16 protein-coding genes and 1 riboswitch are annotated in these 19,756 nt (G+C 52.7%); of the genes, 10 read left to right on the top strand and 6 right to left on the bottom strand.

Annotated elements, in window-relative coordinates; genetic code table 11:
• Window positions 1-101 precede the first annotated feature (101 nt).
• From NSU18_RS24140 to NSU18_RS24155, 4 genes are all read left to right on the top strand, one after another.
• Window positions 102-1,088, top strand: coding sequence for an ABC transporter permease (locus tag NSU18_RS24140; protein WP_341150253.1), 987 nt, complete (start codon window positions 102-104; stop codon window positions 1,086-1,088).
• A gap of 14 nt (window positions 1,089-1,102) precedes the next feature.
• A complete protein-coding gene (locus tag NSU18_RS24145) occupies window positions 1,103-2,002 on the top strand; it encodes a carbohydrate ABC transporter permease (protein ID WP_341016594.1) in 900 nt (299 codons plus the stop codon).
• 191 nt (window positions 2,003-2,193) lie between these two features.
• Window positions 2,194-3,936, top strand: a complete 1,743-nt coding sequence (locus NSU18_RS24150) for an ABC transporter substrate-binding protein (protein ID WP_341150254.1) — start codon at window positions 2,194-2,196, stop codon at window positions 3,934-3,936.
• A 111-nt stretch (window positions 3,937-4,047) separates the two neighbouring features.
• Window positions 4,048-6,435: a glycoside hydrolase family 95 protein gene (locus NSU18_RS24155; protein ID WP_341150255.1), complete on the top strand. Its 2,388-nt coding sequence runs from the start codon at window positions 4,048-4,050 to the stop codon at window positions 6,433-6,435.
• 134 nt (window positions 6,436-6,569) lie between these two features.
• On the opposite strand, the gene NSU18_RS24160 is transcribed toward NSU18_RS24155, so the two are convergent.
• Complete coding sequence (locus tag NSU18_RS24160) at window positions 6,570-7,160, bottom strand: hypothetical protein (RefSeq protein WP_341150256.1); 591 nt, start codon at window positions 7,158-7,160, stop codon at window positions 6,570-6,572.
• Between the two features lie 368 nt (window positions 7,161-7,528).
• Here NSU18_RS24160 and NSU18_RS24165 point away from each other — a divergent pair, with 368 nt between their 5' ends.
• Window positions 7,529-8,668, top strand: coding sequence for a transglutaminase domain-containing protein (locus NSU18_RS24165; protein ID WP_341150257.1), 1,140 nt, complete (start codon window positions 7,529-7,531; stop codon window positions 8,666-8,668).
• A 44-nt stretch (window positions 8,669-8,712) separates the two neighbouring features.
• Here NSU18_RS24165 and NSU18_RS24170 read toward each other — a convergent pair whose 3' ends face one another.
• Complete coding sequence (locus NSU18_RS24170) at window positions 8,713-9,036, bottom strand: DUF3889 domain-containing protein (RefSeq protein ID WP_341150258.1); 324 nt, start codon at window positions 9,034-9,036, stop codon at window positions 8,713-8,715.
• Window positions 9,037-9,115: 79 nt separating this feature from the next.
• Window positions 9,116-9,481, bottom strand: coding sequence for a MerR family transcriptional regulator (locus NSU18_RS24175; RefSeq protein ID WP_341016603.1), 366 nt, complete (start codon window positions 9,479-9,481; stop codon window positions 9,116-9,118).
• Between the two features lie 107 nt (window positions 9,482-9,588).
• Between NSU18_RS24175 and NSU18_RS24180 the strand changes: the two genes are divergently transcribed.
• Window positions 9,589-10,239, top strand: a complete 651-nt coding sequence (locus NSU18_RS24180) for a nitroreductase family protein (RefSeq protein WP_341150259.1) — start codon at window positions 9,589-9,591, stop codon at window positions 10,237-10,239.
• 369 nt (window positions 10,240-10,608) lie between these two features.
• Here NSU18_RS24180 and NSU18_RS24185 read toward each other — a convergent pair whose 3' ends face one another.
• Both NSU18_RS24185 and NSU18_RS24190 read right to left on the bottom strand, forming a co-directional pair.
• Entirely contained in the window at window positions 10,609-12,096 is a 1,488-nt protein-coding gene (locus NSU18_RS24185) for an amino acid permease (RefSeq protein WP_341150260.1), read from the bottom strand.
• A 152-nt stretch (window positions 12,097-12,248) separates the two neighbouring features.
• Window positions 12,249-12,466: riboswitch (Lysine riboswitch) on the bottom strand.
• Between the two features lie 97 nt (window positions 12,467-12,563).
• On the bottom strand, window positions 12,564-13,697 hold the full coding sequence (locus NSU18_RS24190; RefSeq protein WP_341150261.1) for a virulence factor: 1,134 nt from the start codon (window positions 13,695-13,697) through the stop codon (window positions 12,564-12,566).
• Window positions 13,698-14,245: 548 nt separating this feature from the next.
• Between NSU18_RS24190 and NSU18_RS24195 the strand changes: the two genes are divergently transcribed.
• Both NSU18_RS24195 and NSU18_RS24200 read left to right on the top strand, forming a co-directional pair.
• Window positions 14,246-15,244 (top strand): MBL fold metallo-hydrolase, encoded by a 999-nt coding sequence (locus NSU18_RS24195; RefSeq protein ID WP_341150262.1) that lies wholly within the window; start codon window positions 14,246-14,248, stop codon window positions 15,242-15,244.
• Window positions 15,245-15,361: 117 nt separating this feature from the next.
• Entirely contained in the window at window positions 15,362-16,987 is a 1,626-nt protein-coding gene (locus NSU18_RS24200; protein ID WP_209876806.1) for an ABC-F family ATP-binding cassette domain-containing protein, read from the top strand.
• 101 nt (window positions 16,988-17,088) lie between these two features.
• Here NSU18_RS24200 and NSU18_RS24205 read toward each other — a convergent pair whose 3' ends face one another.
• Window positions 17,089-17,274: a hypothetical protein gene (locus tag NSU18_RS24205; protein WP_036694961.1), complete on the bottom strand. Its 186-nt coding sequence runs from the start codon at window positions 17,272-17,274 to the stop codon at window positions 17,089-17,091.
• A gap of 129 nt (window positions 17,275-17,403) precedes the next feature.
• Here NSU18_RS24205 and NSU18_RS24210 point away from each other — a divergent pair, with 129 nt between their 5' ends.
• Both NSU18_RS24210 and NSU18_RS24215 read left to right on the top strand, forming a co-directional pair.
• On the top strand, window positions 17,404-18,273 hold the full coding sequence (locus NSU18_RS24210; protein WP_341016612.1) for a cation diffusion facilitator family transporter: 870 nt from the start codon (window positions 17,404-17,406) through the stop codon (window positions 18,271-18,273).
• A gap of 212 nt (window positions 18,274-18,485) precedes the next feature.
• Window positions 18,486-19,577 (top strand): C40 family peptidase, encoded by a 1,092-nt coding sequence (locus NSU18_RS24215; protein WP_341150263.1) that lies wholly within the window; start codon window positions 18,486-18,488, stop codon window positions 19,575-19,577.
• Window positions 19,578-19,756: the final 179 nt, after the last annotated feature.

A 19,756-nucleotide genomic window follows, 5' to 3' on the forward strand; every position in this document is an offset into this window, starting at 1 on the left:
GGGAGAATGTCTAATTTCTATAGGTTTTTACGTGAAATCTGTTGGGTATTCTCGCCCCCGGCGCTGGGATAAGATAAAGCTATCAAAGCGAAGGGGGAATATTGATCGTGAAAGCGCTCACTGAAAACGGTGTTACAGCAAATGAAAGCGTAACCCCCCGCCCACCTGCGAAACGGAATAGTGGATTTTGGAAAAGCGTACTCCAGCAAAAGTACTTATACCTGATGTCCCTTCCATTCGTAATCTGGGTATTTATTTTCAGCTATGTACCCATATGGGGATGGCTAATGGCCTTTCAGAATTATAAGCCGGTCAGATCGTTCAGCGAGCAGAAATGGGTCGGATTGGACAACTTCAGGGAGCTGTTCCAGGACGAACGCTTCTATCTCGTATTAAGAAATACACTGGCGATGAGCATGCTGGGACTGATCTTCGGCTTCGTGGTTCCTATCCTGTTCGCCGTGATGCTCAACGAGTTGCGCGGGAACGTCTTCAAGAGAACGGTCCAGACGATCTCTTACCTGCCCCACTTTGTATCCTGGGTCGTTGTAGGAGGGATTGTCTACAAGACGCTTGCCATCGACGGAGGGATCGTGAATGATCTGCTGCTCTGGACGAATCTTATTGATGAGCCGATTCAGTTCATGGCCCAAGGGAAATACTTCTGGGGAGTCCTAACAGCTGCTGACATCTGGAAGGAAACGGGCTGGAATGCGATCATCTATCTGGCAGCGATTACAGGCATTGATAAAGAGCTGTATGAAGCGGCCAAAGTGGACGGTGCAGGACGGGTCAAGCAGATGTTCAATATTACGCTGCCGGGTATCCGCACAACGGTGATGGTGCTGCTGATTATGAATATCGGCCATCTGGTCGGCATCGGCTTCGAGAAGCAATTCCAGCTGCAGAACAACATGGTTACCGATTATTCGGAAGTGCTGGATTTGTATGCGCTTAAATACGGGATACAGATTTCACGGTTCTCCTACGGTACAGCGATAAGCATGTTCACCTCGGTAGTCAGTGTCATCCTGCTGTTTACCGCCAACGGTCTGATGAAGAAATTTGCTAAAGAAAGCATTATGTAAGGAGGGGATCAACTATGGGTGGCAAAGCATTCCAAATGTCAAAAGGTGAACGTGTCTTCGATATTTTTCTCTACATCGCTCTAATCCTGGTTATGATTGTGACGTTATATCCCTTTCTGAACGTGCTGGCAATTTCCTTCAATGAATCTACAGATACAGTCCGGGGCGGCATCTATATCTTCCCGCGGGCCTGGACTCTGGAGAATTACCAGCGGATCTTCAGTTATACAGGGCTGATTCAAGGCTTCAAAATATCGATTCTGCGTACTATTTCCGGTACTCTTCTAGGGCTAGTCAGTGCTTCCATGCTGGCCTTTACGCTCAGCCGTCCGGAGTTCAGAGCCAGAAGATTTGTCTCGGTATTCCTGGCCCTGACCATGTATTTCTCTGGCGGTATGGTGCCGATGTACATTCTCATGAAGGACTTGAACCTGATCGGAACGTTCTGGATTTACATCCTGCCGGGTATGGTATCCGCGTTCAACGTCTTCATTATCCGCTCCTTCATGGACGGCCTGCCGTTTGCCTTGCAGGAATCCGCCAAGCTGGACGGGGCGAATGACTTTATGATTTTCTACAAAATCATTCTTCCGCTCTGTAAGCCGGTGCTGGCGACAATCGCCTTGTTCCTGGCCGTGGGGCAATGGAATGAATGGTTCACTACCTATCTCTACAACGGCAACAAGCCGCATCTGACTACGCTTCAGTTCGAGCTGATGAAGGTCCTGTCTTCGACCAATCAGGGCAGCGGCATGGTGAATGCGAATGATATGGCCAGACAGATGGCCCAGATTTCACCGGAGTCGATCAAGATGGCGATTACCATTGTCGTAACCGTGCCGATTCTCGTGGTTTATCCGTTCCTGCAAAAGTATTTTGTCGGCGGGATGACGCTGGGTGCAGTCAAGGCATAGGCCTTAACCCAGAGCGACAGGGGAGAAGCTGCCGGGTTCAGTGCAGAGCCGGGCAGCTAACCCGCTGTGGGTGAAGTGTTAATTAGTGGGAACTTATATTTATAGTAGTTTTGCAAGCGTTCACAATGGTATATTCAGGTCTCACCTGATATGCATAAAGGCAACATATTAAGATATAAGGGGGATACACAATGAACCGCAAGAGTACCAAGACGATCTTCACGCTCCTGCTGATGAGCTCGATGCTGATCGCTGGTTGTGGAGGCAACAGCAATAATGCAGCCAACAATACGACGCCTAACAACTCAGGAACTACACCTGATGCTACTGCTGCAGCAGATGATACGGCTCTAGATACCTCACCGGCTACGTTCACCTTCTTCGGAGCGGATGCCAGCCCGAACTGGAACAAGATGCAGGATGATGTCGGTAAAGCCATCACAGAAAAGACAGGCGTCACCCTTGAGGCAGAATTCGATGTAGGCAGCGGCGGCGGTGACCAAAAAATCGCCATGATGGCGGCCAGCGGCGACGTTCCTGATATTATTTTCGCTAAAGGAAGTCTGAGTACCCTGGTGGATGCCGGCCTGATCATTGATATGACGGACCTGATTGACAAATATGGCCCCAACCTCAAGAAAGTCTACGGCGAGAACATGAACCGTCTGAAGTACAGCCTGGACGATCAGAGTATCTATCAGATTCCTACGAATATGGGTGTCGGCCAGAAATCCTTCGATGCCACAGGCGGATTTGAAATTCAGCATCGTGTGCTTAAAGAACTGGGCTATCCGAAAGTGCGTACAGTAGCTGATTTTGAAAAGGTGCTGAAGGATTATGTCGCCTTGCATCCGGAAACCGATGGGCAGCCTACCATTCCGTTGACGCTAAATGCCGATGACTGGAAGATTATGATCACCGTGACGAACCCGGCCTTTATTACAACCGGTGCACCGGATGATGGTGAATATTATGTGGACCCTGAGACCTTTGAAGCGAAGCTTCATTATAAACGTACTGAAGAAAAGGAATATTTCCGCTGGCTGAACGGCATGTATAACCAGGGCCTGCTGGATAAAGACACCTTCGTGCAAAAAGATGACCAATACAAAGCGAAAGTGGCCAGCGGGCGCGTGCTCGGTCTGATCTCCCAGGAATGGGAGTACCAGGATGGCGAAAATGCGCTGAAGGCTGCTGGTAAAGACGAGTATACCTATGGACACTTCCCTGTAACTCTGTCCGAAGAGTATAAGGATCATTCCTTCATGCAGACGGGAATCGACGGCTACGGGATTGCGATCACTACGGCTGCCAAAGATCCGGAGCGGATCATCAAATGGCTGGACTGGATGTCCTCCGATGAAGGCCAGATCCTGAGAACCTGGGGGATTAAAGACAAGCACTATACTGTGGATGCGAATGGCAAACGTGAGGTTCTGCCTGAAATCCGTGACGGCTTAGCCAATGATACAGCGAACACTCAAAAAACAACCGGGATCGGCCAGTACCTGATCTTCGGTGCCCGTTACGGCGACGGAGTGAAGGATTCAACAGACAACTACTACACCACAAGCTTCCCTGAGCAGATTGTTGCTTCGTACTCCGAAGCTGAGAAGGAATCCCTTGCCGGATACAAGGCGACTACCTGGAAGGATCTGTTCCCGAAAGAGGATGAATTCCCTGTAAAAGAAACAGGTGCCCTGTACAACCTGCCGGTTCCGACAGACGGCAAATATCAGGTCATCTTCAAAAAGACCCAGGATATCGTACGTAAACGTATCCCGGAAGCGATTCTGTCCAAACCGGGTGATTTCGATAAAGTCTATGATGCCTTCCTGGCCGAGCTGGACAAAGCCGGCGCTCAGGATATGGAAAAAGAATTCACTGAGCTGGTGAAGAAGAGAGTATCCCTGTGGACAGGCAAAAATCTGTAATCATTAATGAGATGTAGCATGATTTAGAGTAGAGCAGGAGGCAGAAAGGCCCGACTTAGGTCAGGGCCTTTTGCTGTATTCAGAACTCTTAGCAGGAAGGATGAGGAGAATATGGAAACTGAACAAAGGAAATCCGCGTGGAAGCTTAGTTACAGCCAGCCCGCAGCCGCCTGGGAAGAGGCGCTGCCGCTGGGGAACGGGCATATGGGAGCTATGGTATTCGGCGGTACCGCCAGAGAGCTGATCTCGCTGAATGAGGATACCTTATGGTCCGGGTTCCCCCGGGATACCAATAATTACGAAGCGCTCAGGTATTTGAAAAGAACCCGGGAGCTAATTGCTGCAGGCCACTATGGCGAGGCCGAGGATATGGTGAATGCCCATATGCTGGGGGTCAACGCCCAGGCCTACATGCCGCTCGGGGACCTGATTCTTACGCAGCCGGGCGCAGAGAACTGTACGGCCTATGAAAGAGAGCTGGATTTAGATAGCGGGGTTGCCAAAGTGACTTATCAGACGGAGCAGGGCAACTTCACCCGTGAAGTATTCATCAGCACGCCGGACCAGGTCGGTGTCGTGTATCTGACAAGCGATCAGCCGCGGGGAATTCAGTTAGAGCTGGAGCTGGACAGCCAATTACAGCATAGCGTTAGCCCATTGGAGGGGAACGGGCTTGGGCTTGTAATGCAGGGCCGCTGTCCCTCACATATTGCCGACAATTACCGCCAGGATCATCCGCTTGCGGTGCTCTATGAGGAGGGGCTTGGAGTTGCGTTCGAGCTGCACCTGCATGTACAGGCCACCGGGGGAAGTATCCGGCATTCCGCAGACAAGCTTGTAATCAATGGCGCGGAGCGTGTGCTGCTGTTGCTGGCTGCCGGAACGGACTATGAGGAGGTGCGGTCAAGAGCAAGCCATAGAGCCGCAGCGCCAGCTCAGTATTCCACAGCTATGCTAAGTCCGGCAGAGCTGTGCGCCAGCAGATTAAGCGCTGCGGCGGGTAAGACTTATGAGGAGCTGCGGAGAAGGCATACCGGGGAGCATCAGGCGATCTTCTGCCGGATGGATCTGGATCTGGGCGGTCACGAGGCGGAGGAGCGGCCAACCGATGAACGTTTGGCTGCATATCAGGAGGGGGCAGAAGACCCGGCGCTGGAGGCCCTATTGTTCCAATATGGCCGCTATCTGCTGATGGGCAGCTCACGGGCCGGAACACAGGCAGCGAATCTGCAGGGGATCTGGAATCCCCATGTTCAGCCACCATGGAACAGCAATTACACGACCAATATCAATACACAGATGAACTACTGGCTGGCGGAGGTCTGCAATCTCAGCGAATGCCACGAGCCGCTCCTTGAGTTAATTAAGGAGCTTAGTGAGACCGGAGCCAGAACGGCGGCTATTCATTACGGGGCGCGCGGCTGGGTGGCTCATCATAATGTGGACCTGTGGAGGGCCTCCACACCGTCGGGCGGAGATGCCAGCTGGGCCTTCTGGCCAATGGGCGGCGTGTGGCTATGCCGTCACCTGTGGGAGCATTACGAATTCAACCCCAATTTGGAGTATTTGGGCGAGAGCGCTTATCCGCTAATGAAAGGAGCAGCCCTCTTCTGCCTGGATTGGCTGGTGGAAGGACCGGAGGGCCGGCTGGTTACCAGCCCGTCTACTTCGCCGGAGAACCGGTTCATCGCGGAGGACGGCAGAGCTTGCAGTATATCTATGGGCTCGGCCATGGATATGAGCCTCATCGCTGAGCTGATGCAGCACTGCCTGGAGGCTGCTCGTATTCTTGGCGTAGACGCTGAGTTTCAGGAGGAGCTGGAACAGACACTCGTACGTCTGTCTCCGCTGAAGATCAGCAAGAGCGGACGGGTGCAGGAATGGCTCTATGACTTCGCCGAAGCTGAGCCGGGGCACCGCCATGTCTCCCACCTGTACAGCCTGTATCCGGGCAACCGGATTAACAGGCGGGACACGCCGGAGCTGCTGGAAGCCAGCCGCATAACACTGGAGCAGCGGGTTGCTTCCGGCGGGGGACATACCGGCTGGAGCTGTGCCTGGCTGGTCAACCTCTATGCCCGGCTCGCAGACGGCGCTGCGGCTTACGGCTATGTGCGCACGCTGCTAACCCGCTCCGTCTACACCAACCTGTTCGATGCACATCCGCCGTTTCAGATTGACGGTAATTTCGGTGCGGCCGCCGGAATCGCAGAAATGCTGCTGCAGAGTCATCTCGGGGAGCTTACGCTGCTCCCGGCGTTGCCGGGAGTCTGGAAGAACGGATCTATCAGCGGCCTGAAGGCGCGCGGAGGGTATACGGTCGACATGGAATGGCAGGCTGGAGTACTGGTCTCCGCGCGAATTACAGCCCGGTTCGATGGAACACTTCGTCTCAGGTATACGCAAGAGCTGAAGTTACAGCTTGCAGACGGCCGCCGCCAGGCGCTGAACGATGTGCTTGAGGTTACGGCTGGCGGGGTGTACTTTGTGGGGGTGTAAGGATGAGGGAGACCTATATACAAAATATGTAAGCTGTTGCTGCCGCAGTTCCCTGATGGTGACCTGGAAGCTGCGGCATTACTTGATGAGGAATCTGTCTGTACTTAATATTTCATATAGATTAAAAAAATCAACTACAGCAAGTAAAGAATATCTTCTGCAGGAAATAATCTCAAGCCGTCGTATTCATAGCCAAGACGCCAATCTGATATTACTTTATCACTCTTTTTGATGTCTGCCTTGATCTGTCTTCTTAAGGCATCTGAAAGACCTATTCCTTTAATGCAAGAAGAAAAAGATTCAAGATAGGTTTTTAATGCAGCTGGGATTGATCCAACTGCTGCGGAGATAGTTGCCGCTGGACCAATAACGCTAGAAGCAGTAGCTGCAGTGTATACGACATTTGTAGCTAATGCCGATGCGGTCAAGTGGCATCGTTCCAATTCACTCTTTACAGCAGATTCTAAACTTTCTGGATAAACAACTTCAGCATATACTCGAAACTTGCTCTTTCTGGTTTGAGTACATGGCAGTTTTATATCTTGCCTACACATACGTCCAGGGTTACTCCATGTTGGACAGGGGACATTGGTCCAACCAGTTACACACATTGCTACCTTAAACTCAGGATAATCAAATGAAAAAAGATCTTTTTGCATTACCCCAGGAGCACGGAGGATAGAGTGGTTTGTAGAGTCAACATATACTTGATGATAGTTATTCAACTGATGCTCATCTCCTTTATATTAGTCATATGTTTTATGGTATTGTGATGGAGCCCAATTGGTGCAATATTTCACATTAAACTTCGTTTTTTTCATTTCTGCTATTTTTTTTGATAATACATCTAGCGTGATTGTCAGAAGTAAAATCGAGCGAGTAACAAATTTCCCTACTAGAGCTTCAAAATTAAATGGGAGAGATTTGCTTATGATGCAGGGAGAGGGCAGAGCCGATATAATGTAATGGAGAGTACAGGCACGACCGCCTGCCTATTCTTCAGGTTGAAGTTGTAATTAGGGCATTATTGGCATTTAATATAGAGTATACGGCTATGGCCGATAATATAGATTGCAGGAGGCGCGCGGATCATATGGGGAAGAGATATAGATCGCTGATGAAGACGGCGGTTGGACTTATGCTTGTGTGTGCAGCTATTCCGCCTGCGATGTACTGGGGATACGAGCATGCGTATGCTGCAGCGGATTCGGCGGTGGTGCAGACGACACAAGGAATGACGCAGAAGCTGGCCGGAGCGATGAGTAACCGCAGAGAGACGATTACCTTCACTTATCAGGGTAAGACTGCCAAGCTGAAAAGTGAGATCCAGACGGCCATTAATCAGGCGATGGGGAGCGACCCGTACCTGTATTATATTATTGACAGCTATGCTTTCTCTTACCGTGGAAGCACGCGGGCTGTTTATGTGACGGTTCAGGTGGAATACCGGGAGACGCTGCAGCAGACGGCATATGTTAACAAACAGGTGAAGGCTATTCTGCAGCAGATCATAACACCGGGCATGAACAATCACCAGAAGGTAAAAGCGATTCACGACTGGGTCGTGCTGAATTTGGAATATGATCACTCGCACCGCAAATACACCGCTTATGAGGGACTTCAGACCGGAAGTGCGGTCTGCCAGGGCTATACGCTGCTAACCTATAAGCTGCTGCTGGGAGCGGGCATTCCGAACAGAATTGTGGAAGGGACGGCCAGGGCGGCAGACGGTGTGACCCAGTCCCATGCCTGGAATCTGGTGCTCTTGAACGGGGCATGGTATCACCTCGATACCACCTGGGATGACCCGGACCCGAGTCCGGAGGGCGGAATCAGCACGCTCTATTATATGAGGACCGATGCCCAGATGCGGCTTGACCACACTTGGACCAAGTCCTATCCGGCGGCCTCCACCAGTTATGCCCAGACCTTGACTAAGCTGGTTAATCAAGGGGACCAGGGGGTGGAGGCATACAAGACGCTGCAGAAGGACCTGAACTACTGGCTGTACGAGGAGAATCAGGTGGTTTCGTCGGCGGAACAGCTCAAGGCGCTTGCGAAGCAGGCGGCAGAGGCCGGACAGCAATCGCTGCTGTTCCGCTATCGCGGAAGCGACAAGCTGCTTAGGGAGGATCTGCAGGTGCTTTACGGGCTGGGACTGAACAACCTGGCCTTCAACAGCTCGCCGTTCGAGAATACAGGAGATCTTAAGGTATATGTGACCTGGAAATAAAAGAGTGTCAGCTGTCCGGCGAACCAGCCAGGGTGGAGTTTATTTCAGGCCTTGGTCTCCAGGAACTGAATTGTCTGAAGCTTGTTTGTGGAAGGGTTGAAGCGGACCATCACGACTACGCCGAATTCCCGGCCCGCCTTGCTGCGGACCAGCAGCTTGAACTTCTCTTCTGCAAGCTTCGGCTGGATCTGGGTCCGGCCGATGTGCTTGTAATCGATGATCTCGGCGTTGTATTTCTGCTGCGTCTCCTTCACGGCGATGGTACCCCACCGGGCATAGTCAGGTGCAGCGGAGCTCCGGCTAATTGGAGCGGCGGTGACAAGCAGGAGCATCAGCAAGGCTATCATCCAGTTTTTTTTCATTTTCATAGCGGCCTCCTTGGGGTGTGAATACTGGTTAGCGTATCCCTTCGAAGGCGCTTCTATGCCTGGATTGCTTCTTATGAATTCAGGTTTTCCCGAACCCGTTCTCACACGTGATGTTCATATCCAGAATCTCGTACAGAGATTGCTTGGAAGCCTCCATTTTTTTCTGCGCGTCTTCAATCTCTGCTATTTTGTGATGTATAATGCGTGCTTGCTCATTCTTGGATATTCCATGCTTGGCAATCATGTCTTTAATGTCCTGAATTGAAAATCCGACCGCTATACAGTTCTTTACCACTTCAATATATTGAACGATTTCCGGGACATAATTCCGGTAATTATTCTCTTCTCTGAGGATATACTCCTCCGTAATGATGCCCATTTTCTCATAATAACGCAGGGTTGAAATAGGAAGACCGACCTTTGTTGCGACTTCACTGATCTTCATGCCATCACCTCATGGTTTGTTCTTGCTATGAACTATAGTTTATAGTTTACAATTCTCCTAGTGATGATTCAACATCAGCACATTATATACAAAGGAGAGAAATAACCATGAGCACAACGACAGGTAAATTCCGCACAACCAATGATTTCAACACAATTGTCCTGGAGCGCCGTTCCGTGAAGGTCTATGATCCTGAGGTGAAAATCAGCAGAGAGGAAATGACCGAGATTCTGGCGGAAGCCACCCGTGCCCCATCCTCCATTAACATGCAGCCATGGCGGTTCCTCGTCATTGACAGCGCTGAAGGCAAAGCAAAGCTTGCGCCGCTGGCCTCCTTCAACCAGACCCAGGCACTCACATCCGCTGCTGTAATTGCGGTATTCTATGATGCTAACAACACTGAATATATGGACGAAATTTTCGGCAAAGCTGTAGAGCTTGGGTACATGCCCCGCGAGGTAATGGAAATGCAGCTGCAGCAGGTCAAACCTTATTATGCCAACATCTCAGCGTCCGAATTGCGGGATGTGAATCTGATTGACTCGGGGCTTATTTCGATGCAGTTAATGCTGGTGGCCCGCGCCCACGGATACGATACCAATCCGATGGCCGGGTATGACAAGGAGCATATTGCCGAAGTATTTGGCCTTGACAAGGAACGGTTCCAGCCGGTCATGTTAATTTCGATTGGCAAGGCTGCCAAGGAAGGCTATCCATCTTACCGCCTGCCGGTCGATACGATCACAACCTGGGCGTAAGCAACAGTTGCAGGAATTCCCACGAATATCTAACGGACCGGAGAGAATCTTATCCCCGCGAAAACGCCACTTTTTGCAGCTTAATGGACTCAGTCCGTTACGCGAAGCCAAACGCCCCTGAAGAACAAGACCCGCTTGGAAAAAGATGTAATTTGAAGGGGGATTGCATCTGTTCCACTATTTTAAATCTGATAACGTACTAGCTATATTTAAAAGACCGGTTTTGGCCCGCTGCTGCGGATCAAAACCGGTCTTTTGCTGAAAAATAAAAATCCATATGCTTCACGCTATAATTACCTTATCTTATCCGCTGAAACGGTACCGTCCTTAAACGGACGGCAATGCCGGTTCCACTTATGCTGCAATGAATCAGTCTGCGCGGGTGCTCAGATCACACTTCTCCAGCGGGATCAGGCTGCTTTTGCGGAACCATCCATAGCCCAGCCAGATCAGCAGGAACAGCGGCACGCTGACATAGGAGACCAGAATGCCGTACCAGTCGATCTTCGCACCGGTGAAGGCGCCCATGTTCTGGCCGAATACGGCGACCATACACAGAGCGAAGGCAAACAGCGGACCGAACGGGAACCATCTTGCCCGGTAAGGCAGCTCCTTCAGGGAATGGCCTTGCTTCACGAAGGCCCGGCGGAAACGGTAATGGCAGACGGCAATCCCGAGCCAGTTGATGAAGCCGCACATCCCGGAAGCGTTAAGCAGCCAATTGTACACCGCGCCGTCTCCGAAGAAGGAGGCAAGGAAGGCGAGCATGCCGACAGCAGTCGTCACGAGCAGTGCGCCTACAGGAACACCTCTGCGGTTCAGCTTGCCGAGCGCGCGCGGTGCCATTCCATCCTTGGCCATGGCGTACAGGACACGGGTGGAGGCGTACATCCCGGAGTTCCCGGCAGACAGCACGGAGCTGAGAATTACGGCATTCATTACCGAAGCGGCAATCGCCAGCCCTGCTTTGTTGAAGACGATGGTGAACGGGCTGACGCCGATATCATCAATACCGCCGCGGAGCAGATCGGGATTCGTATAAGGAATCAGCATACCGATGACGGCAATTGCAAAAATATAGAAGATCAGAATGCGCCAGAATACCTGGCGGATCGCGATCGGCACATTGCGGCGCGGGTTCTCGCTCTCTCCGGCGGCTACGCCCACCAGCTCCGTTCCCTGGAAGGAGAACCCGGCGGCCATGAAGACCCCGACGAAGGCGAAGAAGCCGCCATGGAAGGAGCTGCCTCCGAGGTGGAAGTTGCTGAAGCCCACCGCCTTGCCGCCCAGAATTCCGAAGATCATCAGGACGCCGACCGTCAGGAAGACGACCACCGTAATAATCTTGATAATGGCGAACCAGTATTCTGACTCACCGTACCCCCGCGCAGACAGGAAGTTCAGGCCGAACATGAGCGCCAGGAAGAGCAGACTCCACAGGAAGGAAGGACTGTCCGGGAACCAGTACTTAATGATAACGGTAGCTGCAGAGAGTTCGGCTGCAATGGTCACTGCCCAGTTGTACCAGAAGTTCCAGCCGATAGCGAAGCCGAAGGCGGGACTGACGAACCGTGTGCCATAGGTGCTGAAGGAACCGGAATCGGGCAGGTAGGTGGCCAGCTCCCCAAGGCTGGTCATCAGAAAATAGACCATAATGCCGACGGCCGTGTAGGCGAGCAGGGCTCCGCCCGGACCGGAGGAGGCAATGGCCCCGCCGCTGGCGAGGAACAGTCCGGTTCCGATCGAGCCGCCGAGGGCGATCATGGTCAGATGTCTTGCTTTGAAGGATTTGCGCAGGCCCGGCGTATTGGCGTTACCCGCCTGTACTGCCGGCCGTTTAGGCTGCTGTGCTTGCATGAATAAGACACTCCCTTTAGATTGATGGTTCTGTTCACAGGGGGAGTGCCGCTGCCTGCATGGGCCGGTGTCTTCTTCCCGGCATGCTGCACGCAAAAAAACCGCAGACGGACGCTGCGGTTTCCTGATTATAGGCTCCGCATCATACTCCCTGTTAAGATAGCGCAACACGGTGCAGCTCCCGCAGTCTCCTGACAGGCGGCATGCACAGTGACAGTTCCGCGCCTTTCGGCAAACGGCCCCAATCGTAACTGCGGATTAAGAGCAGCAGTTAACGATTTCGGCGGATATTCCTTTGGGCGCGTATCACCGATGGCTCTTAGGCATCTCCACGCGCTTACTCTTCTTATCCGCGACCTCTACCTCATCCTAGGTATGATGAGGCTATCTTTGAACGATATGAACAACAGGAATCAGTATAAGGCATAGCGGCTTCTCAGGCAATGACAAAATACGGCAGGTTCACGTCAGCTCCGCCGGCGCTCAGACATCTGCTGCCAGACCGTACCCGCTGCTTCCTCGCCGGACAGAATCCGCTCCAGTGCCATCTTGGCCTGGAGCCCGACCTCGAATTCGGGGTCTTCGGCAGCAACGCTAAGCGCTTCCTGGGCCTCGGCTGTGCCGACTTCGTAGAGGAAGCGTGCCGCCCGCCAGCGCACCAGCTTGCTCGCATCACTCAGCGACGCCGTCATCACCGGCGTCGCCGCCGGGTCGCCGATGTCGGAGAGCGTGTCCCCGGCGGTGCGCCGCACGGCCGGGGCGCTGTCCTTCATCGCCTCATAGAGCAGCTCCATCGCGCCCGGGGTGCGGATATCGCCCAGGTACACGACCGCCAATCTGCGAATCTGCAGCTTGGGGTCGTGCAGCGCCGCCCGCAGCTCCGGCAGGAGCTGCTCGCCCGGCGCCAGATCCTCCAGCGCGGCATAGCGCACGCGCCAATCCGCATCGTGCAGGTCCCGCAGCAGCTCGGCCTGCTCTTTCTTGTGCCGCTGCTCGACGAACTCGCCGGCAGCCCCGTGCGCGATGGCCTGCTGCACGAGGGAGTCGAGGCGTTCCTGCGGATACGCCGCCTCCAGCTCCTGCTCGACCTCGCGGGCAATCTCCGGCGGCACGCCGTAGCGTACGCCGTAATCGCTGAGCTTGCGCTCCTTGATCATCACAGCGCTGGCCACATCAGTCACCGCCTGGGTGAAGCGGCTGGAGAGGGCGATGCGCTCCTCCTTCGCGCCGGTCTTGACGCGTATTTGAATCGGAATACCGCGGAACATCTGCACGAACACCTGGGACTCCCCGAAGTGGGCGCCGTCATTCTCATCGCCAAGACTATATTCCGCGCTGAGGCCATCCGCCCCGAAGCGGTTCTGGACCTCGCGCAGAATCGCCGCCCAGTCCGCGCTGCCCTTGCGCTCCAGCGCGGCGAAGTCAGCGGCATGATAAATACTGGTCACGCCCGGAATCTCCAGCATCTCCTGCGCCCAGGAAGGGGCGGAGCGCCGGGTCTCCGGGGTATACGTCCGGCGGATCCCGGGGGCAAGGCTTTCGTCCAGATGAAGCTTCATGGTATTTGGACTCGGGGTTGGTTCAATAAAGGTAATCTTCATATGTCAGCTCCTCTTCTAAGTAGCATAAGCACCGTTTGCTTTACCCGCATTTTACCTCATTTAAGCAAGTGAATACAAAGGGGCGGACGCGAACCCTCTAAAATTTTAAATATTGTTGAATTAGCAACTCAAACGGAAAGTGTTGCACTTTTTGCAATTTTGACTTCATATATAACCGGGTTGTTGGGGAATGTTGCATAAAATGAAGGAAATGTCCCGCTAAGAACCCACGGTGGAGTAGAAATGCTGATATTTATGCAATAATCTTGGGTATGAGGCTGAAGATAGGGAGGGGATGTTGCAATCCGTGCAGGATTTCATCCTTCCCCATACCGTCCCCTCCCGCCCGATACCGCCGCTAAGTCCGCAACATCCCTGACAAAAGATGCCCCGACGTTTCCCGCCCACCCATTTGGGTACAATTTGTAGTAAGCGTCCCGCAGAGCCCTGTAATTTTGCAAATGATTCTGCGGAACCCTATAGTTAAGATATGTGGTTTGCCGCCCGGCAACAGAAACGGCAAATCTGCTATAAGGAGTGGTTCTTGCATGGCCAGAATACGTTACAACAACATCGACAATGTCAGCACCGATAAAACACTTAAGGAATTCCGCCAATGGCGTGAGGAGCGCCGCAGGAAAAAGAAGGATTACAGCTATAAAGTGCCGAATCATCCGCCGCGCCTCGACTATCTGGCCGGGAACCGGCTGGAGACGACGATTACGTGGATCGGGCATTCTACCTTTTTTCTGCAATATGAAGGGTTTAATATCATCACCGACCCGATCTGGGCGCGGCGGCTGGGCTTCGAGAAGCGGATCGGTCAGCCGGGCATTCCGCTCGCGGATATCCCGCCGATCGACCTGATTCTGATCTCCCATTCCCATTATGACCATCTGCATATAGCGTCCATCCGCAAGCTGTACCGGGCAGGGACAACCATTGTGGTGCCTGCGGGGCTTAAGCGCAAAATGCTCCGCAAAGGCTTCCCGAACTGCCGGGAAATGCAGTGGTGGCAGGAGATTACGCTGGGTGCCGTCAAGCTGACATTTGTCCCGACCCAGCACTGGACGCGGAGAACGCCGTTCGATACGAATTCCTCGCACTGGGGCGGTTATGTGCTTCAGCCGGCAGATCCGCAGAAGCACCCGGAGGGGGAGGAGGGCAAGGCGCAGCATAAGCTGCTTCCGCCGAACCTCTATTTTGCCGGAGACAGCGGCTTCTTCCCGGGCTTTAAGGAGATCGGCAGACGCTTCAAGCTGCATGTCGCGCTGATGCCGATTGGCGCTTATGAGCCTGAATGGTTCATGAACTCCCAGCATGTGAATCCCGAGGAGGCCGTGCAGGCCTTCCTGGATGTAGGCGCCGAGCTGATGATTCCGATGCACTTCGGAACCTTCAGGCTGGCCGATGATACCGCGCGCGAAGCGCTGGACCGGATGGAGCAGGCGAGGGTAGCGCAAGGGCTTGGTGAGGAGCGTATCCGTACCTTGGGCTATGGGGAGACGCTGGTCGTCCAGCCCGAAGAACGCCCGGAGGGGCAATAACCCGGAGAAGGCTTGTATTAAACACTTCTACTTAAATAAGAGCCGTAATAAGGGCCATTTTGCTTAGATTTATGCTATAATGAGCCGGAACCTATGTGAAAAGGATGGTAATGCTTAATGATTAGCACAAGCGGTATAACACTCCGCTACGGAAAACGCGCACTATTTGAGGATGTAAACATAAAATTCACACCCGGCAACTGCTACGGTCTGATTGGCGCGAACGGCGCCGGCAAATCGACCTTCCTAAAGATTCTGTCCGGAGAGATCGAAGCGAACATCGGCGATGTGCATATCACACCCGGTGAACGGCTGGCCGTACTGAAACAGAACCATTTCGAGTATGACGAGTTCCAGGTGCTGGAGACCGTAATTATGGGTCATACCCGCCTGTATGAAATTATGAAGGAGAAGGATGCTCTGTACGCAAAGAGCGACTTCACTGAAGCAGACGGACTTCGTGCCGGTGAGCTGGAAGGCGAATTCGCGGAGTTGAACGGCTGGGATGCTGAGCCTGACGCTGCTGCTATGCTGATAGGTCTTGGGATCATGCGTGAGATGCATGACAAGAAAATGGCCGAACTCAGCGGCAACGAGAAGGTGCGGGTCCTGCTGGCCCAGGCCCTGTTCGGTCGCCCGAACAACCTGCTGCTCGATGAGCCTACCAACCATTTGGATCTTGAATCGATTGGCTGGCTGGAGAATTTCCTTATGGATTACGAAGGCACCGTTATCGTGGTATCCCATGACCGTCACTTCCTGAACAAGGTCTGTACGCATATTGCGGATATCGATTTCGGCAAAATCCAGATGTATGTCGGCAACTACGACTTCTGGTATGAGTCCAGCCAATTGGCCCAGGCGCTGCAGCGCGATGCCAACAAGAAGAAGGAAGACAAGATGAAGGAGCTGCAGGCCTTCATTCAGCGCTTCTCGGCCAATGCTTCCAAATCGAAGCAGGCGACTTCCCGTAAGAAGCAGCTTGAGAAGATTACCCTGGATGACATCCGTCCGTCCAACCGTAAATATCCGTTCCTGAACTTCAAGCCGGAGCGTGAAGCCGGCAAGCAGCTGCTGACGATCAGCGGCCTGACCAAGGCAGTGGACGGTGAGAAGGTACTGGATGAAATCAGCTTTGTAGTCAACAAAGGAGATAAAATCGCTTTTGTAGGACCGCATTCCCAGCCTAAATCCCTGCTGTTCGATGTGATTATGGGTGAGAAGGAAGCAGATGCAGGCGAGTATACTTGGGGAGTGACAACTACCCAGGCGTATTTCCCTAAGGATAACTCCAGCTACTTCGACGGGGTGAACATGAACCTGGTGGAATGGCTGCGCCAATACTCCAAGGATCAGGACGAGACCTTCCTGCGCGGGTTCCTGGGCCGGATGCTGTTCGCCGGCGAAGAGGCACTGAAGAAGGCAAGCGTACTGTCCGGGGGCGAAAAGGTCCGCTGTATGCTGGCCAAGATGATGCTGAACGGAGCCAACGTGCTGGTATTCGATGAGCCGACCAATCACTTGGACCTGGAATCGATCACCGCGCTCAATAACGGCCTGATCGATTTTGACGGCACAATCCTGTTCACCTCCCATGACCATCAGTTCATCCAGACGATTGCCAACCGCATCATTGAGATTACTCCGGCTGGCATCATTGACCGTACGATGAGCTATGACGAATATCTGGAGAACCCGGAGATCAAGGAAATGCGGGCCCGGATGTACCCTGTAGAGGCTTAAGAATCAGATATAGACAGAATGAACAGTTATGAGTTCATATGAAAAACGGCTGCGTCGTCCCCGGAGGGATAACGCAGCCGTTTCCACTTGAAATCTAAGGTCTAGGAACCGCCAGTCCGGCGGCGCTGATTGTTAGGCTTCTTGTTATTCTGGCTTTTCAGCGGCTTCGCGGAGCCGGCCTGGAAGGTTGAACCCGGTTTTCCCGAAGCATGCTGTTTCTTCTGCTCCAGCTTCTGGCGGATGGCATCAGCCAAATTAATTTTTGGTTTCTCGTTGTTCTCGCTCATTATGTTACCCCCTTAGGCAGCAAGTCCTTTTCCTTATTCTAAATGTTTTTAAATGCTGCTACAAGGGCAAGAATAACTCAAAGAAAGTTTTCCTGTATTTATGCGGCAGGAATAGGGAGAGAGGCAGAGATGACCGATATTTATGAAGATATTCGCAAGGGTGAGAAGGGTGCGCTGGTCAGTATCGCCGCTTATCTGATTCTGTCAGCCTTTAAGCTGATCTGCGGCTATCTGTTCGCCTCCAGTGCGCTCCTGGCGGACGGATTCAACAATTTAACCGATATTGTGGCCTCGCTGGCGGTGCTGATCGGGCTGCGCATCTCGCGGAAGCCGCCGGATTCCGATCATACCTACGGGCATTTCCGGGCCGAGACGATTGCGGCGCTGATGGCCTCTTTTATTATGGCGCTGGTGGGCATTCAGGTTATTGTGGAGGCGGTGCGCTCGCTGTTCGAGGGCGGGAAGGCCACGCCGCAGCTCTGGTCTGCCGGCGTTGCGCTGGTGTGTGCAGTAGCGATGATGGGGGTATATATATATAACAAGCGTCTGGCAGAGCGAATTAATAACCATGCGCTGATGGCTGCAGCGAAGGATAATTTTTCGGATGCCATTGTAAGCGTAGGGGCGGCTGTAGGCATTGTTGGGGCGCAGTTCGGACTGCCGTGGATTGATTCGGCGGCTGCCATCGGAGTCGGCTTGCTGATTATCAAGACAGCCTGGGATATTTTCCGCGATTCCACGTACCGGCTGACAGACGGCTTTGACGAAGATAAGCTGCTTGACCTGCGAAGCACCATTGCCCGGACCCCTGGCGTAGAGGGTATCAAGGATTTAAAAGCCCGTGTACACGGCAATCATGTGCTGGTGGATGTAGTCGTAGAGGTGAATGCCCGCATGACAGTCATGGAAGGGCATGAGATCAGCGATTCGATTGAAGAGCGGATGACCAAGCTGCATAATATCATGCATGTGCAAGTTCACGTGGAGCCCAAGGACTAACATTCCATGATTTCTCCTAGTTAGCTGTAATTTCCACCAAATCCAAGGAGAAATAGCGACTTTAGACCTGCATGTTACCATAAGATGGAAAGGTTTTTTGTGAAATTTGGAGCATGTTCCAAATCCCGGGCCAGCCTATAATGAGGGCAGAAAGCAACAAACGTAGCGCGCGCCGTTGTTGAATTTCTTAATACGCTAAGCGGGGGAACGCTATGATCGTATCACGCAAGAAAATTACAGCATCGTTATGGGTTTCCGCATCACTGGCATTATCCTTGGGAGTGTTCAGTCCAAGTCAGGCTTTCGCTGCAACCGATTCATCGATTACAACACTTGCGGCCTCCACTGGACAGACAGGCCTTATTCAAGCTTCGGTCCGGCTGCGTACAGATCCGTCTACCAGCAGCACGGTACTGAAATATCTAAATAAAGGCGACCAGGTCGTTATTCTGGAAGCTGCGAACAGCTACTGGTACAAAGTAAGAACGGCAGAGGGCATTGTGGGGTATATGAGCTCGGGAGATTCCTACATCCGATTGCTTACGGCTTCCGCACCTGCGTCCCGGACAGCAGTGATTCAGGCCACGGTCCGTGTAAGGGAGACCCCTGCAACCAGTGGTCAAGTGGTTGGATATCTCTATAAGAATGATCAGGTAACCATCCTTGAAGAGACCAACAGCTATTGGTACAAAATAAGAACGGCAAATGGGACGGTGGGTTATACCAGCTCATCCTATCAATATATTACAGCGGGTGCTTCATCGCCGTCTGCTCCAGCAACTCCAGCTCCAACACCGGTACCTGTTCAGACGCCGGTGCCGGCGCCTGTTCCAACACAGGCACCTGTACCTACAGCCGGTCAGACGGCCGTGATTGAACGTGTGATCGCAGCGGGGATGGGCTATCTGGGTACACCGTATGAATTCGGTTCCAGCCGTAATGATACGAGTACCTTCGATTGCTCGGATTTCATCCGCCAGATCTTCATGGATGCAGCGAACCTCAAGCTGCCTGCCGATTCCCGGCAGCAAGGGGACTGGGTGAAGCAGAACAGCGGTGTAACTACGGATATCTCCGGCTTGAAGCGCGGTGATTTGATGTTCTTCATGGATTATAAAGGAACTTCGCCCTCTGCTTATGCCGGAATCAACAAGTCTACGGCAAGAATTACGCATGTCGCTATGTATTTGGGTGACGGGAAGCTGCTGCATACCTATTCAGTAAGCTCCGGCGGTGTAAGAGTAGATAATCTTAGCGCTTCTTGGATGAACCGTTTCCTGTACGGAGGCTCGGTCATCCGCTAATATATACAGCCAGGACAGCAAGAAGCGACAGGCAGTACAAGTTTGTGACGGGTGAACTACAAGCGGGTGTATGGCGGGGTTATCCCTTCAGTAGAAGATTCTGCTGAAGGGATAACCCTTTTTCACATGAATTAGACACAAAAAAAAGGCCGTTTGGATTGGCGTCCACGTGCCTTGTC

It is taken from the genome of Paenibacillus sp. FSL H8-0048, from assembly GCF_038002825.1.
Taxonomy (GTDB): domain Bacteria; phylum Bacillota; class Bacilli; order Paenibacillales; family Paenibacillaceae; genus Paenibacillus_AQ.